This is a genomic window from Achromobacter sp. GW823-FHT04E03 (assembly GCF_058796095.1).
The window spans coordinates 155,036-170,999 of the sequence record NZ_JBXAIJ010000001.1; the positions used below are offsets into that span (position 1 = coordinate 155,036).

Here is a 15,964-nt window from a genome sequence, read left to right on the forward strand (position 1 = left end):
CTCTCGGAGATCGCCCATGAATTCGCGCCGCACTTTCCTCTATCAATCCGCCGCCGCAGCTGCCCTGGTGTCGGCGCCATGGGTGGTACGCGCCCAGGGCGCCAAACCCGTCAAGGTCGGCATCCTGCATCCGGTGACGGGGGCGCTGGCCTATTCGGGCCAGCAATGCCGCCTGGGCGCGCTGCTGGCGATCGAGGACATCAACAAGGCCGGCGGCATCAAGTCGCTGGGCGGCGCGCCGCTGGAAGCCATGCTGGGCGACGCGCAGTCGCGCCCCGAGGCGGGGTCGGCCGAGGTCGAGAAAATGAACGAGGCGGGCGTGTCGGCCATTGTCGGGGCCTATGCGTCGGCGATCTGCCTGGCCACCACGCAGACCGCCGCCAAGTACAACCTGCCGCACGTGGTGGACGTGGGCGTGGCCGACCAGATCGTCGAGCGCGGCCTGAAGAACACTTTCCGTTTCGGCCCGGGCTATCGCGCCTGTAGCGAACGCGCCATCACCGACCTGGCCGCGCTCAACGACGCGGCAGGCAAGCCCGCCAAGACCGTGATGATCGTGCACGAGGATTCGCTGTTCGGCACCGGCACCGCGGCGCTGCTGTCCAAGGCGCTGCCGCAGCATGGCTTCGAGGTCAAGGACGTGGTCAAGCACCCGAACCCCACCCGCGACTTCAACAACATCGTGCTGCGCATGAAGTCCCTCAATCCGGACATCGTGATCCCGGCCAACTACTACAACGAATATGCCTTGCTGCTGCGCGCCATGAAGCAGCAGAAGGTGCAGCCCAAGGCGATCTACTCGGTGCTGGGCGGCGCGGCCTCCAGCTACAAGTTCCTGAAGGAATTCCCCGACATCGCCAATGGCATCCTCGACTGCAACCACTGGTTCAACCCCAAGGATGCGCGCGTGGCCCCGTTGAAGGCGCGCGTCGAAGAGAAGGGCGCCTACTTCAGCTACGAGGTCTTCATGACCTACACCTCGGTGCTGCTGCTGGCCGACGCGCTGGAACGCGCCAAGTCGGCCGACCGCGCCGCCATCATCGACGCGCTGGCTTCCAGCACCTTCTCGGACCACATCATGCCCTACGGCCCGACCAAGTTCGTGAACGGCCAGAACACCGGCGCGCAGCCCCTGCTGACGCAGGTCATCGGCGGCGACATCAAGGTCGTCATCCCGGCCGACTACCGCCAGGCCGACGCCATCTTCCCGCTGAAGGCCTGAGCGTGCTCGATCCCGCCATCCTCTTTTCGTCGGTGCTCAACGGCCTGACCACGGGCGCGGTGTACGCGCTGATCGCCCTGGGCCTGACCTTGATCTACGGCGTGCTGCACATCATCAACTTCGCCCATGGCGCGGCGCTGATGGTGGCGCTGTACGCGGTGTATCTGCTGAAGGACCGCCTGGGCATCGACCCGTACGCCGCCTTGCCGCTGGTGGTGGCGGGCATGTTCGCGCTGGGCTACGCCTTGCAGCGTTACGTGATCAACCGCGCCAGCCACGGCAAGGACGAGAACATCCTGCTGGTGACGCTGGGCCTGGCCATCGTGCTGGAGAACCTGGCGCTGGTGTGGTTCAAGTCGGATACGCGCACCATCGACACGGCCTACACGCTGTCCACCGTGGAGATCGGGCCGGCCATGATCGCCTTGCCCAAGGTCATCGCCTTCTGTGGCGCGCTGGCGGTGGCGGCGGTGCTGTTCTGGATCATCCGCAGCACCGACCTGGGCCGGGCGATCCGCGCGGTGGCCAAGGAAAAGCAGGGCGCCAAGCTCATGGGCATAGACGTGGAAAAGGTCTATGCATTGTCGTTCGGCATCGGCATGGCCTGCCTGGGCGCGGCGGCCTGCTTCCTGCTGCCGGCCTACTACGTCAATCCGCAGGTCGGCGGCGGCTTCGTGCTGGTGGCCTTCACCATCGTGGTGCTGGGCGGCATGGGCAGCTTCGTGGGCGCGCTGGTCGGCGGCCTGCTGATCGGGGTGGTGGAGTCCATCGGGGGCCTGTTCCTGGGCGACTCGCTGGGCCAGATGGGCATATTCGCGATCTTCATCGCGGTGCTGCTGTTTCGCCCGCAGGGGCTGTTCGGGGCGAGGGGCTGAGCATGGGCAAGGATCTTTTGACTATCGCGCTGTTCGGCGCGGCGCTGGCGGCCGCCGCCACGCTGACCGAATCGGGCGTGGCGCTGACGTTCGTCATGATGTCGCTGTACGCGGCCCTGTTGTCGCAGGCCTGGAACATCCTGGGCGGCTATGGCGGCCAGCTGTCGTTCGGCCATGCGCTGTTCTTCGGCGTGGGCGCCTATGCCCAGGCGCTGGGGCAGCTGAACCTGGGCATCAATCCCTGGCTGGCGCTGCCGATGGCCATCGCGCTGGGCGCACTGGTCGGGCTGGCGGTGGGCGGGCTGACGTTCCGCTATGGCCTGAAGGGCTCTTACTTCGCGCTGGTGACGCTGGCGTTTGCGGAAGTGTTCCGCATCCTGGCGTTGTCGGTGTCGTTCACCGGGGGCGGCGTGGGCCTGATGGTGCCGTTGCAGGAGGGCGTGGCGAACATGCAGTTCGGTTCGCGCCGCGGCTACATCTACCTGCTGCTGGGCTTCGTGCTGCTGGCGCTGGTGGTCACGGCATGGCTGCGCCATTCGCGCTTCGGCGCCTACCTGCAAGCCGTGCGCGACAACGAGGACGCGGCGCGCGCCATCGGCGTGAATCCGCTGCGGGTCAAGCTCGGCGGCATCGCGCTGTCTGCGGCCTTCATGAGCGCCGCGGGCGCCTTCTACGTGCAGGTGTTCCAGTACATCGATCCGGGCATCGCCTTCGGCTCGGCCGTGTCGGTGGAGGCGCTGGTCGGCGCCATCGTCGGCGGCCTGGGCACCTTGTGGGGGCCGGTGCTGGGGGCGGTCACGCTGCATGCGCTGAGCGACCTGACGCGCAACCTGTTTGGCGAACTGCCGGGCATCAGCATGGTCATCTACGGCGTGGTGCTCATCGTGATCGTGATGTTCCTGCCCCGCGGCATCACCGGCAGCGGCCAGGCTTTGGGCCGGCTGTTCAGTGCCAAGGAGCGCGCCCGTGTCTGAGATCCTGCTGCAAGCGCGCAATCTTTCCATCACTTTCGGCGGCCTGAAGGCGGTCCAGGATGTGAGCCTGGACGTGCGCCAGGGTTCGCTGACGGCCCTGGTCGGTCCCAACGGCGCGGGCAAGACCACGCTGTTCGGCCTGCTGTCGGGCTTTCTCAAACCCGGTTCCGGCTCGGTGCATTTCGCCGGCGCCGACATCACCGGCCGTCCGCCGCACGAATCGGCGCGGCTCGGGCTGACCCGCACCTTCCAGATCGTGCAGCCCTTCGGCGCGCAGACGGTGCGCCAGAACATCGCCGTGGGCGCGCACTTGCGCCTGGGCAATCGCCGCGAGGCGCTGCAAGCGGCCGAAGAGGTTGCGGCGCGGGTCAATCTGGGGGCCTTGCTGGACCGGCCGGCGGCGGATCTGACGGTGGCCGGCCGCAAGCGCCTGGAGCTGGCGCGCGCGCTGGCCACGCGGCCGCGCCTGCTGCTGCTGGACGAAGTGTTGGCGGGGCTCAACCCCAGCGAGATCGACGAGATGATACCGGTGGTGAAGAAGCTGGCCGAAGACGGCGTGACCGTGCTGATGATCGAACACGTGATGCGCGCGGTGATGAGCCTGGCCGAACATGTATGGGTGCTGGCGCAGGGCCGCCTTATCGCCTCGGGCACGCCGGGCGAGGTCACGCGCGATCCGGCGGTGGTCGAGGCCTATCTGGGCCAGGGCGCGGCGGCCAGGCTGGCCGCGCAGGGAGCGCCGGCATGAGCGCGCTGCTGGAAGTCCAGGGATTGCGCGCCGGCTACGGCCGCATGGAAGTACTGCGCGGCGTCGACCTGCGGGTCGACCAGGGCGAGATCGTGGTGCTGCTGGGCAGCAACGGCGCGGGCAAGTCCACGCTGAACAACACGGTCTGCGGTCTGTGCCGGCCCTGGGGCGGCACGGTCCGCTTCGAGGGCCAGGACCTGACCGGCCGCCATTACCGCGACGTGGTCAAGGCCGGGCTGATCCAGGTGCCGGAAGGCCGGCGCGTGTTCCCCAACCTGAGCGTCCGCGAAAACCTTGAACTCGGGTCATTCACCCGGGCGCGCGAGCGCCGCGCCGCCAATCTGGAGAAGGTGCTGCACATCTTCCCGCGCCTGCGCGAACGCCTGGCGCAACTGGCTGGCACCATGTCCGGCGGTGAACAGCAGATGCTGGCCATCGGCCGCGGCCTGATGGCCGAGCCGCGCCTTCTGATCCTGGACGAGCCATCGCTGGGCCTGTCGCCGCTGATGGTCGAAGAGCTGTTCGGCCTGATCGCGCGCCTCCATGGCGAGGGGCTGGCGATCCTGCTGGTGGAGCAGAACGTGGGGCAGTCCCTGGAGACGGGACAGCGCGCCTACGTGCTGGAAAACGGGGCGGTGCGCTATAGCGGCGCCTGTCCGGAACTGATGGCCAGCGACGACGTGCGCCGGGCCTATCTCGGGATGTAGCCATGGCCGAGCCTCAAACGCTGGCGCAGAAGCTGATCGCGGCGGCCTGTGGCCGTGCTTCCGTTGCCGAGGGCGAAATCGTCACCTGTGCGGTCGACCTGGCCATGTTCCATGATTCCAGCGGTCCGCGCCGCCTGCAGCCCATGTTGCAGGAACTGGGCGCCACGCTGTGGGATCCATCCAGGATCGTGCTGGTCATAGACCACTACGTGCCCGAATCCGATGACGAGTCGCGCCGCATCGTGCGCATCGCGCGCGATTGGGCGGCCGAACAGCGGTTGCCCAACGTCTATGACTCGCTCGGCATCTGCCACGTGGTGGTGCCGCAGCATGGGCATATCCGCCCCGGCATGTTCTGCGTGGGCGGGGACTCGCATTCGCCTACCGGCGGGGCATTCGGCGCCTACATGTTCGGCATCGGCAGCACCGAGATGCTGGGCGTGGCCGTCACCGGGCAGATCTGGGTGAAGGTGCCGCAAACCCTGATGATGCGCTGGAGCGGCTGGCTGGCGCCGGGCGTGACCGCCAAGGACATGATGCTGCACATGATAGGCCGCTACGGCATGAACGGCGGCCGCTACCAGGCGGTGGAATTCTGCGGCGAAGCGGTGCGCGCCTTGTCGATGCAGGAACGCATGACCCTGTCCAACATGAGCGCGGAGCTGGGCTCGCAGGTCGGCCTGATTGCGCCGGATGCCACCACCGTTGCCTACCTGCGCGAGGCAGGCGTCACGGACGAGATCGATCTGGCGCGCTGGCGCAGCGACGAAGGGGCGCAGGCCGAATGGCACGATTTCGATGCCGCGGCGCTGGCGCCGCAGGTCGCCGCGCCGCACAGCCCGGCCAATGCGCGCGACGTGGACCAGTATGGCGACGTGCCGCTGCAAGTGGCCTATATCGGCGCCTGCACCGGCGCCAAGCTGGAGGACCTGCGCGCCGCGGCCAGCGTGTTGCGCGGCCACCGGCTGGCCGCCGGCATGCGCCTGATGGTGGCGCCGGCCAGCCGGCAGGACCAGCGCCAGGCCGAGGTGGAAGGGGTGATGCAGGCGCTGCGCGATGCCGGCGCGGACGTGCTGGCCACATCCTGCGGAGCCTGCGCGGGCTACGGCGGGTCCATCCCCGACGGCGCCAGCGTCATCGCCACCACGGCGCGCAATTTCAAGGGGCGGATGGGCTCGGAGACGGCCCAGGTCTATCTGGCTTCACCCTATACGGTGGCGGCATCGGCGATCGCCGGCCGCATCGCCGATCCGCGGGAGTTCATGGCATGACCGAGCAGTCCGTGACGCACCGCGTCTGGCGCGTGGGCGCAGATATCGACACCGACGCGCTGGCGCCGGGCGCGTATATGAAATTCGGCATCGACGAGATCGCGCGCCACTGCCTGCAGCGCGTTCGGCCCGAGTTCGCCGCCGGCGCGCGGCCGGGCGACGTGCTGGTGGCCGGTCCCAACTTCGGCATCGGCTCCTCGCGCGAACAGGCTGCCGCGGCGCTGGTGCGCCTGGGCATCGCCGCGGTGGTCGCGCCGTCCTTCAACGGCCTGTATTTCCGCAACGCCTTCAACGTGGGCCTGCTGCTGTTGACCTGCCCACAGGCCGAAACCCTGCAAGAGGGCGAGCGCATCGCCCTGGATCCCGCCGCCGGCCGCATCCGCCGCGCCGCGGGAGAACCTGCGGAACTGCATTGCGACACCGTGCCCGCCTTCCTGCTGGAAATGGTGCAGGCCGGCGGACTGCTGAATTTGCTGAAACAGCGCAAGACTCATTAGGAACCACATCATGCTTGACCCCGTCACACTCGCGGTCCTGAAAGGCCGCCTGGAACAGATCGCCGACGAGATGGACGCCACGCTGTACCGCAGCGCGTTCAACCCCATCATCGCCGAGGCCCACGACGCCTGCCACGGCATGTACGACGCCGCCACCGGCGCCACGCTGGTGCAGGGCAAGTCCGGCCTGCCGGTATTCGTGGGCGCGATGGCATTCGCCGTCAAGGCCGCGGCCAAGGCGGCCGCCGAGCGGGGCGGCATGGTCGACGGCGACGTCTGGCTGTTCAACGATCCCTACGAAGGCGGCACCCACGCCAACGACTTCAAGCTGGTGCGTCCGGTGTTCCGCGGCGGCAAGCTGTTCTGCTTCCTGGCCTCGGCGGCCCACTGGCATGACGTCGGCGGCGCGGTGCCGGGCAACTACAACCCCGCCGCCACTGAATGCTGGCAGGAAGCCGTGCAGATTCCGCCGGTGCGCATCGTGCGCGCGGGTGTGCTCGACCTGGACGTGCTGGCCATCCTGAAGGCCAATACGCGCCTGCCGGACAGCCTGTGGGGCGACCTGAACGGTCAGTTGGCGGCGCTGGAACTGGGCGCGGGCCGGCTGGATGGCCTGCTCGACGAATACGGCGACGCCACCGTGCTGGAATCGCTGGACACGCTGCGCGAACGGGCGCGCCGCCTGATGCGCGACCATATCTCGCGCCTGCCCGACGGCGAGTACGCCTTCGAAGACATGCTGGACAACGACGGCGTGCGCGACCAGCCGTTGCGCATCGCGCTCAATCTCATAGTCCAGGGCGAGCGTCTGACGCTGGATTTCACCGGTACCTCGCCGGCCTGCGCCGGGCCGGTGAACATCTCCCGCGCCACGGCGATCGCGGCCTGCTACGTGGCCCTGAAGCACCTGTTCCCGGACGTGCCGGCCAACGCCGGAGTGCTGGACGCGGTGGACGTGGTGCTGCCGGACGGCCTGGTGATCTCGGCGGACCGCCCGCGTCCGGTCGGCGGCTATACCGAAACCATCCTGCGCATGATCGACGTGATCTTCTGCGCCATGGCCCAGGCCGAGCCGGCGCGCGCGCTGGCGCAGGCCTACGGCACCATCAATGCCTTGTCGATCGCCGGCTACCGCAGCGACCCCGCCCGGCGCGGCCAGCGCTGGGTGATGTTCAGCTTCTTCGGCGGCGGCCACGGCGGCCATTCAGACGGCGACGGGCTCAGCCACGGCAATGCGCCCATCTCTACGGCCACCATTCCGCCGCTGGAGATCCTGGAGGCGGCCTATCCCGTGCGTTTCACGCAATGGGCGCTGCGGCCCGATTCGGCGGGCGACGGCCAGCACCGCGGCGGGCTGGGCGCCATCTATGAAATCGAACTGCTGGAAGACAGCGCCGAAGCCTTCATCTTCGGCGAGCGCGGCAAGAGCGCGCCCAAGGGCATCGCAGGCGGCAGGGAAGCGGCGCTGAACGTTTTCCGCTATCAGCAGGACGGCGGCTGGCAGACCCCGCCCATGCGTTCGAAGATGCTGGGCATCCAGCTCCAGCGCGGCGACCGGGTTCGGCTGGAAACGCCCGGGGGAGGCGGCTATGGCGAGCCTGCCGCGCGTACGCAGGCGGCGCGCGAGCATGACCGCAAGATGGGCTATGTAAGTGGAAATCTGAAGGAGCAGTCGGCATGAGCGCGGCACAAGGCTTGGTCGTAGGCGTGGACGTGGGCGGCACGTTCACCGATATATTCGTGCTGGACGAGGCGGGCGGCAGCGCCCGCGTGGTGAAGGTGCCTTCCACCCGCGGCGAGGAAGCGCGCGGCTTCATGAACGGCATTGCCCGCGTGGCCGATGGCGCGGACGCCATCGCCACCATCGTGCACGGCACCACGGTAGGCACCAACGCGCTGCTGGAGCGCAAGGTGGCGCGTACCGGCATCATCACCACGGCAGGTTTTCGCGATGTGCTGGAAATGCGCCGTCGCGACCGGCCCCAGACCTGGGGCCTGCGCGGCAACTATGAGCCGGTGGTTCCGCGCGACCTGCGCCTGGAAGTCGAGGAGCGCGTGCTGGCCGACGGCACCATCGACACGCCGGTAAACCTGGCCCAGGTCGAGGCCGCGGCCCGCCAACTGCTGGAGCAGGGCTGCGAGGCGGTCTGCCTCTTCTTCGTCAATGCCTATGCCAATCCGGCCAATGAGGCGCAGGCCGCGGCCTGCGTGCGCGCGCTCTGGCCCAACGGCAACGTCACCGCCGCGACCGAGGTGCTGCCCGAGATCCGCGAATTCGAGCGCTGTTCCACGGCCGTGCTCAACGCCTCGCTGCAGCCGGTGGTCGGCGGCTATCTGACCCGGCTGGAAGCGGATCTGAAGGACAACGGCTTCGGCGGCGAACTGCTGGTGGTGCAGAGCAACGGCGGCGTGATGTCACGCCAGACCGCTTGCGACGTGCCGGTGCGCACCGCGCTGTCGGGCCCGGCCGCGGGTGTCATCGCCTGCGCTGCGATCGCGCGCGCCGCGGGCTTTCCCAACGTGGTCAGCGGCGACATGGGCGGCACTTCCTTCGACGTGTCGCTGGTGGCGGACGGCGAGGCCTCGCTGTCGGCGCAGACCGCCATCGACTTCGGCATGGTGGTGCGCGCGCCCATGATCCAGATCGAAACCATAGGCGCGGGCGGCGGCTCGATTGCCAGCGTGGACGCGGGCGGCCTGCTGCAGGTGGGTCCCGAATCCGCCGGCAGCGTGCCAGGGCCGGCCTGCTATGGCCGGGGCAACACCCGTCCCACCGTGACCGACGCCAACGTGCTGCTGGGCCGCATCGCGGCCGAGCGCCCGCTGGGCGGTGGCCTGCTTGCCACCATGGACGTGGCGCTGGCGCGCGCCGCCATCGAGGAACACGTGGCCAGGCCGCTCGGCCTGGACGTGCATGCCGCTGCCGAGGCCATCCTGACCGTGGCCAATGCCAAGATGGCGGGCGCGATCCGCGTGGTGTCCATCGAGCGGGGCCACGACCCGCGCAAGTTCGCCTACATGCCGTTTGGCGGCGGCGGCGCGCTGCACGTCTGCGCCATGATGAACGAAGTGGACGCGGCACGCGGCATCGTGCCGCGCTACCCCGGCGTGACCTCGGCCCTGGGCTGCGTCATGGCCGACATGCGGCATGACGGCGTGCAGACCCTGAATGTGGCGTTGGCCGCGCTGGACGCCGATGACCTGCTGGCCCGCATCGACGGCCTGGCGCTGGCCTGCCAGGAGAGGCTGGATTCCGCGGGCGTGAGCTTCGAGGGCATACGCGAGAGCATCGAACTGGACATGCTGTACGTGGGTCAGAGCCATACGGTGCGAGTGGAAGTCGGCCGTGATGAACTGAACCGCGCCGGCATCGGCGCCGCCTTCGAGCGCGCTTACCGCGCTGCCTTCGGCCGCAGCCTGGACGGCATCGCGGTGCGCATCCTGAACCTGCGCTATGCGCGCATCGGCCAGCGCCCCAAGTTCGATCTGGCGCTGCTGGCGCCGACCAGCACCGCGATGCCGGACGCGCTGGGCACGCAGCCCGTCTTCCATGGCGGGCAATGGCATGACGCCGTGCGCTATGCGCGGCTGGACCTGCCGGTGGGCGCAGAGGTGGCGGGACCCGCCATCCTGGAGCAGCCCGACACCACGATCTGGATCGAGCCCGGCTTTGCCGGCCAGGTCGATTCCCTGGGCAATCTGCTGATCGCCCGCCAGGCTTCCTAGGAGCAGAGCCCATGTCAGCCTTCGATCCCCGCAGCACAGCGCTGGTCGTCATCGATCTGCAGAACGATTTCCTCGCGCCCGGCGGCGCCTACGACCGCGGCGGCGCTGTCAGTCCGCAGGCGCGGGCCTTGCCCGCCCGGGTCGCGCCCGTGGCCCGCAAGCTCAAGGAGCGAGGCGGCTTTGTGGCGGCCAGCCAGTTCACGCTATGGCCGGACGCGCACGGCGAACCCATGATCTCGCCGCATCTGCGGCAGTTGCGCCCGTTCCTGCGCAAGGGCGATTTCGTCGCCGGCTCCAAGGGGCAGGCCAACGTCGCCGAACTGGACGGACTGGTGGACGTGTCGGTCTGGAAGGTGGCGTATTCCGCCTTCTTCAATACCCAGCTGGACTGGGTGCTGCGGCGCGCGGGCATCTCGAACGTGGTGATCGCCGGCATCGTCACCAATGGCGGCGTGGCCAGCACCGCGCGCGACGCCCACATGCGGGATTATCACGTGGCGGTGCTGGCCGATGGCTGCGCCGCGCCCACGCCGGCCATGCATGATGCCGCGCTGGCGGATTTGCGCACCGTGGCCGATGTGCTGTCCTGCCAGGAATTCCTGGACAGGCTGGCCTCGTGAGCGCGCCGCAAGTCCTGCGGGGTGCAGCGCCTGGCGCGGACGCGATGCACGTGCCGGTGGCCATCATCGGCGCGGGCGCTTGCGGCCTGACCGCCGCGCTGCGCCTGGCCGATGCCGGCATCGAGACCGTGCTGATCGAGCGCGACGCCGCGCCCAGCGGCTCCACCGCCTTGTCGTCCGGCTTCATCCCGGCAGCGGGATCGGCGGCGCAGCGGGCCGCCGGCATCGAGGACGACGCGCAGCGCTTTGCCGCGGATATCCAGGCCAAGACCGGCGGCACGGCCGCGCCGCAGCTGGTCGATGCCTACACGGGCGCGGCAGCCGCCGCGATCGACAACCTTGCGCGCCACGGCCTGGATTTCCAGGTGCTGGACGGCTTCCTGTACCCGGGCCACAGCGCCCGCCGCATGCACACTTTGCCCGAGCGCACGGGCGCGGCCCTGGTGGCCGCGCTGGAGCGCGCCGCCACCGCAGCCGGAGCCTATCTGCTGACCCGCGCCCTGGCGCGGCAGATCTGGACGGACGAAGCCGGCCGCATCACGGCGGTGGGCTGCGAGCGGCCGGACGGCTCCATCGACGTGATCGGTTGCGACGTGCTGATCCTGGCCTGCAACGGCTTTGGCGGCAACGCGGCGATGGTGGGCAAACATCTGCCGGCCATGCGCGAGGCCGTCTACGGCGGCCACGTCGGCAACGACGGCAGCGCGATCGAATGGGGAGTGCAGCTGGGCGCGCGCCTGGCCGACCTGGGCGGCTACCAGGGGCATGGCTCCTGGGCCACGCCGCAGGGCGCACTGATCTCCTGGGCGGTGATGATGGACGGCGGCGTGCAGATCAATGGCGCGGGGCGGCGCTTTCATGACGAGACGCACGGCTATTCCGAGGCCGCGGTGCATGTGCTGGCGCAACCGGGCGGCGTGGCCTGGAACGTATTCGACGACCGCACGCTGGCGCTTGCGCGCGGCTTTCCGGACTTCGTCCAGGCAGAGACGGGTCAGGCGCTGAAGACCTGCGCCGACGTTGCTGCGCTGGCGGGGGTGATCGGCTGCGACGAAGCGACGCTGCGCGCGACGCTCGCAAGCGTGGCCCCCGACGCCGCCGATCCGTACGGCCGGCGCTTCGAGCGGACGCTGCAGGCGCCGTATCACGCCGTCAAGGTGACAGGCGCGCTGTTCCATACGCAAGGTGGCCTGGACATCGACGCGGATTGCCGCGTGCTGGACCAGATGGGCCATGCCTTGCCCAATCTGCTGGCCGCAGGCGGCGCGGCGCGCGGCGTGTCGGGCAACGACGTGTCCGGCTACCTGTCCGGCAATGGCCTGCTCAGCGCAGTGGCGGGCGGCCATATCGCCGCGGCGACCGCCGCATCCCTGCTGGGCCGCGAGCTTTCCTAGGATTTTCCAGACCATGCAAATACAGAATCTGCAAGCACAGCTGGCCGGCGGCGCCGTGCTGGCTCCCGGCGTCTACGATGCCTTGTCCGCGCTGATCGCCGAACAGGCGGGCTTCGGCGCGCTATACCTGTCGGGCGCGTCCATCGCATACACGCGGCTGGGCCGCTCGGATATCGGCCTTACCACGTACAGCGAGGTCGAGGACACGCTGGCCCGCATCACCGAGCGGGTGGCCACGCCCGTTATCGTCGACGCCGACACCGGCTTCGGCAATGCCCTGAACACGCAGCGCACCGTGCGCGGCCTGGAGCGCGCCGGCGCCGCCATGATCCAGCTGGAAGACCAGACCTTTCCCAAGCGCTGCGGCCATCTGGACGGCAAGGCCGTGATCCCGGCCGCCGAGATGCGCGGCAAGCTGCGGGCCGCGGTGGATGCCCGCGCGCATGCGTCCACCCTGATCCTGGCGCGTACCGACGCGCTGGCAGTGGAGGGACTGGAAGCGGCTATGGACCGCGCGGAATCGTATCTGGAAGCGGGCGCGGACGCGCTGTTCATCGAGGCATTGCGCACGCCGGAGCAGATGCAGGCGGCGTGCAGCCGCTTTGCGCACCGCGTGCCGCTGCTGGCCAACATGGTCGAAGGCGGCAAGACCCCGGTTCAAAGCGCCGATGCGCTGACCGCGCTGGGATTCCGCATCGTCATCTTCCCGGGCGGCACGGCGCGCGCGGTGGCGCACACGCTGCAGGGATACTACGCCAGCCTGCGCCAGCATGGCACGACCGCGCCCTGGCGTGAGGGCATGCTGGATTTCGACGGCTTGAACGCTGTGATCGGCACGCCCGAACTGCTGGAGCGCGGGCGCCGCTACGAAGGCTGAGGCCGGGGTGTCAGCGCGGCGTGCGCTGATGCGGCACCAGCGGCGGCACCGGCTGATCGGCGACCAGCTCCCAGAACGCCGGCAGGAAGCACTCGGCCACCAGCAGCGGCTGGCCCTGGCGCCAGAACACCGAGCGGCGCGCCCAGATGCGTCCGCCATCGCGGTCGCGCTGGCCGGCCGGCAATACGTCCAGCGCGGTGGCATGGAACGGCACCGGCGAGGCCAGCCGGCGGCAGGCAAACGGCGAACGCTCGACCGTGCTGTCGTGGTAAAGCATGTCCGCCAATGGCCGGGTCAGGAGGCGGCGCATGCCTTGCCAGGCGCCGTGAGAGGCGCGCAGCGGCGTCAGGCTGCGCGCGGGCACGCTGTCCACGCCATTGACCGACATCAGCACCTCGCGAATCCACACCGGCGTGCCGGGTGCGAGGCCCATCGCCCGGGCTTCGTCCGGCGGCGCGCCGTCCGCGTATTCGGCCAGCACGCGCAGGCGCACCTGGCCAACCTGGCGCAAACCGGCGGTCAGCGCGCCGGGGCGGAACAGCCAGTGGCGCGGGGCAGGAGGCAGGATGGGAGGCGCGCTGGCCAGCCAGCCAGCGGCAAGGGGAGGGTGGTGTGCTGCGGGTTTGCTCATGGCTGCGTATTATGCCAAGCCGGGCGGGACGACCCAATGCGTCGCAATGACGCAGTGCCGGACTCCCGCCGGAATATCGTCCGGGAAAGCACTTATTGTCCCAGGAACCCGCGTCTCCCTATCATTCGCACACGGTCAACATTGACCTGAATGGCTTGCAGTACCCCGCAGCAATGATTGCTGCCTGAACATACAGTCTTGGCTATAGAAGCCCCCGACTTGCACGCAATGCGTGGTCGGGGGCTTTTTCGTTTTCAATTTCTGAATATGGAGCTCGCATGCAAGCGTCGGAACCGCAACGTTCTCCCGCCGCCGTGACCTGGGTGGCCAGCGTGCAGATGGAGCCCGCGATCGGCGAAACCGCCGCCAACATCGCGCGTTCCATCGAACTGGTGGAGCAGGCCGCGGCCCAGGGCGCGCGGCTGGTGGTGCTGCCTGAACTGGCTAACACGGGATATATGTTCGAGAGCCGCGAGGAGGCCTACGCCCTGGCTGAACCCGTGCCGGAAGGCCCGAGCTCGCAGGCGTGGATCGCGTTGGCGCAGCGCCTGGGCATCTATCTGGTGGCGGGCATCGCGGAGCGCGCCGGAGGGCGTCTCTACAACTCCGCACTGGTCGCGGGTCCGGATGGCTATCTGGGGACCTATCGCAAGCTGCATCTGTGGGGCGACGAGAACCTGTATTTCGAGGCGGGCGACCTGGGATTGCCGGTGTTCGATACCGAGCTGGGCCGCATCGGCGTGGCCATCTGCTACGACGGCTGGTTTCCCGAAGTCTACCGGCTGCTGGCGGTGCGCGGCGCGGACATCGTGGCGGTGCCGACCAATTGGGTGCCGATGCCGGGGCAGACCCGCGACGGACCGGTCATGGCCCATGCGCTGACCATGAGCGGCGCCCACAGCAACGGCTTGACAGTGGTGTGCGCGGACCGCGTCGGCACCGAGCGCGGCCAGCCCTTCGTGGGCCGCAGCCTGATCGTGGGGTCCCAGGGCTGGACGGCGGCGGGACCCGCCAGCATCGACCAGGAGGAGGTGCTGCTGGCGCCCATAGACCTGAAGGCGTCGCGCCGTGCGCGCCAGTTGAACGATTTCAACCATGTGCTGCGCGACAGGCGCCGCGACATCTATGACGAGCAGTTGGGCGCCGCCGCAGGCCCGCGGCAACGCTGAACGACGGTCCACGGCCGTACCCCCCCAAGGAGAAAACCCATGAAGAGCCTATTGAATAGCTGCCGGATCCGACTGTCGTTTGTCGCACTGCTGGCTGGCGCCGCCAGCGCGCACGCGGCCGAACCGCTGCGCATCGGCGTGCCCGTCGGCCTGTCCGGCGCCAACAGCGTGGTCGCGCCGGGCGTGGTGCAGGCCTCGCAACTGGCGGCCGACGAGATCAATGCGGCCGGCGGCATCCTCGGCCGCCAGATCGTGCTGGAGATCGCCGACGATGCCTCGGGCGCGGTCGGGGCGCAGAAGGCCTACGACACCCTGGTGTTCCAGAAGAAGGTCGATGCCATCATCGCCATGGAAACCAGCGCGGCGCGCAACGCCGCGCTGCCCATCGTGTCGCGCGGCAAGGTGCCCTATATCTACACGTCATTCTATGAAGGGCGGTCGTGCAACCGCTGGCTGCACGTGAACGGCTGGGTGCCGGAACAGCAGGTCGCGCCGGTGGTGGACCACTTCATGCAGGACCGCAAGGCCAAGACCTTCTTCCTGGTGGGCAGCGACTACGCCTTCGGCCGCGGCATGCTCAAGTTCACGCGGGAATACATCGAAAAGCAGGGCGGACGCGTGGTGGGAGAAGAGTACCTGCCGATCGACGGTTCCGACTGGACGCCGGTGGTCTCCAAGATACGCTCGGCCAACCCGGACGCGCTGATCAGCTCGACGGCGGGCGGCGGGCCCAACGTCAGCCTGGCCAAGCAGGTCAAGGCTGCTGGCCTGGCCATGCCCTACGGCAATCTGGCGATCGACGAAGGCACGGCCAAGACCATGGGCGACACGGCAGTGGGCATGTACATGTCGGCCTCGTACCTGACCAGCATCGACACGCCGCAGAACCGCAAATTTCTGGACGCCCTGAAGGCGAAGTTCGGCAACGACGCCAAGACCGCCAACGAATTCTCCGCGCCGCAGTATGAAGCCTTCTACCTGTACAAGGCGGCCGTCGAAAAGGCTGGCGGCACCGATGCGCCCAAGGTGGTGCAGGCGTTGAGCGCGGTCACGTTCGATGGCCCGCGCGGCCCGGTGACCATGGACCGCCAGCGCCACGCGGCGCTGACCATGCGCCTGGGGCAGGTGCAGCAGGACGGTTCCATCAAGATCCTGCAAACCTTCGACAAGGTCGACCCGGGCGCGCAGTGTCCGGACCTGAAGTGACGGCCATGCCATGACAAGCGCCGCCGGTCCTGCCGGCGGCGCCGGAG

At 68.9% G+C, this 15,964-nt stretch carries 15 protein-coding genes; 14 read left to right on the forward strand and 1 reads right to left on the reverse strand.

The features are described from left to right. Positions 1 to 16 precede the first annotated feature (16 nt). From AC1RHV_RS00745 to AC1RHV_RS00800, 12 genes are read left to right on the forward strand one after another with little or no spacing between them, the layout of a single operon-like run. Entirely contained in the window at positions 17 to 1,222 is a 1,206-nt protein-coding gene (locus AC1RHV_RS00745) for an ABC transporter substrate-binding protein (RefSeq protein WP_119449510.1), read from the forward strand. A 2-nt stretch (positions 1,223 to 1,224) separates the two neighbouring features. Beyond that, on the forward strand, positions 1,225 to 2,097 hold the full coding sequence (locus tag AC1RHV_RS00750) for a branched-chain amino acid ABC transporter permease (protein WP_013393327.1): 873 nt from the start codon (positions 1,225 to 1,227) through the stop codon (positions 2,095 to 2,097). A gap of 2 nt (positions 2,098 to 2,099) precedes the next feature. Next, positions 2,100 to 3,071 carry a branched-chain amino acid ABC transporter permease gene (locus AC1RHV_RS00755; RefSeq protein WP_119449511.1) on the forward strand — a complete coding sequence of 324 codons (972 nt, stop codon included), beginning with the start codon at positions 2,100 to 2,102 and terminating at the stop codon, positions 3,069 to 3,071. Next, the gene (locus AC1RHV_RS00760) at positions 3,064 to 3,819 is read left to right on the forward strand and encodes an ABC transporter ATP-binding protein (protein WP_119449512.1); all 756 of its coding nucleotides are present in this window, start codon (positions 3,064 to 3,066) and stop codon (positions 3,817 to 3,819) included. Before AC1RHV_RS00755 ends, AC1RHV_RS00760 begins: the two co-directional genes overlap by 8 nt. Continuing rightward, entirely contained in the window at positions 3,816 to 4,526 is a 711-nt protein-coding gene (locus AC1RHV_RS00765) for an ABC transporter ATP-binding protein (RefSeq protein ID WP_119449513.1), read from the forward strand. The genes AC1RHV_RS00760 and AC1RHV_RS00765 overlap by 4 nt, the downstream gene beginning before the upstream one ends. Before the next feature lie 2 nt (positions 4,527 to 4,528). Continuing rightward, complete coding sequence (locus AC1RHV_RS00770; protein WP_492299610.1) at positions 4,529 to 5,797, forward strand: 3-isopropylmalate dehydratase large subunit; 1,269 nt, start codon at positions 4,529 to 4,531, stop codon at positions 5,795 to 5,797. Beyond that, entirely contained in the window at positions 5,794 to 6,294 is a 501-nt protein-coding gene (locus tag AC1RHV_RS00775; RefSeq protein WP_054456621.1) for a LeuD/DmdB family oxidoreductase small subunit, read from the forward strand. The genes AC1RHV_RS00770 and AC1RHV_RS00775 overlap by 4 nt, the downstream gene beginning before the upstream one ends. A gap of 10 nt (positions 6,295 to 6,304) precedes the next feature. Further along, positions 6,305 to 7,975 (forward strand): hydantoinase B/oxoprolinase family protein, encoded by a 1,671-nt coding sequence (locus AC1RHV_RS00780; protein WP_054456622.1) that lies wholly within the window; start codon positions 6,305 to 6,307, stop codon positions 7,973 to 7,975. Further along, complete coding sequence (locus tag AC1RHV_RS00785) at positions 7,972 to 10,020, forward strand: hydantoinase/oxoprolinase family protein (protein ID WP_492299611.1); 2,049 nt, start codon at positions 7,972 to 7,974, stop codon at positions 10,018 to 10,020. The genes AC1RHV_RS00780 and AC1RHV_RS00785 overlap by 4 nt, the downstream gene beginning before the upstream one ends. 11 nt (positions 10,021 to 10,031) lie before the next feature. Continuing rightward, a complete protein-coding gene (locus tag AC1RHV_RS00790) occupies positions 10,032 to 10,640 on the forward strand; it encodes a cysteine hydrolase family protein (RefSeq protein WP_054456624.1) in 609 nt (202 codons plus the stop codon). Beyond that, positions 10,637 to 12,034: an FAD-dependent oxidoreductase gene (locus tag AC1RHV_RS00795; protein ID WP_310534488.1), complete on the forward strand. Its 1,398-nt coding sequence runs from the start codon at positions 10,637 to 10,639 to the stop codon at positions 12,032 to 12,034. Before AC1RHV_RS00790 ends, AC1RHV_RS00795 begins: the two co-directional genes overlap by 4 nt. Positions 12,035 to 12,047: 13 nt before the next feature. Further along, positions 12,048 to 12,911: an isocitrate lyase/PEP mutase family protein gene (locus tag AC1RHV_RS00800; RefSeq protein WP_192354167.1), complete on the forward strand. Its 864-nt coding sequence runs from the start codon at positions 12,048 to 12,050 to the stop codon at positions 12,909 to 12,911. Between the two features lie 10 nt (positions 12,912 to 12,921). Here the strand turns inward: AC1RHV_RS00800 and AC1RHV_RS00805 are convergent, their stop codons facing one another. Then, positions 12,922 to 13,542 (reverse strand): chorismate--pyruvate lyase family protein, encoded by a 621-nt coding sequence (locus AC1RHV_RS00805; protein WP_054456627.1) that lies wholly within the window; start codon positions 13,540 to 13,542, stop codon positions 12,922 to 12,924. Between the two features lie 278 nt (positions 13,543 to 13,820). Between AC1RHV_RS00805 and AC1RHV_RS00810 the strand changes: the two genes are divergently transcribed. After that, entirely contained in the window at positions 13,821 to 14,711 is an 891-nt protein-coding gene (locus AC1RHV_RS00810) for a nitrilase family protein (protein ID WP_054456628.1), read from the forward strand. Positions 14,712 to 14,750: 39 nt separating this feature from the next. Continuing rightward, positions 14,751 to 15,917: a substrate-binding protein gene (locus AC1RHV_RS00815; protein ID WP_054456629.1), complete on the forward strand. Its 1,167-nt coding sequence runs from the start codon at positions 14,751 to 14,753 to the stop codon at positions 15,915 to 15,917. The last annotated feature ends 47 nt before the right edge of the window (positions 15,918 to 15,964 follow it).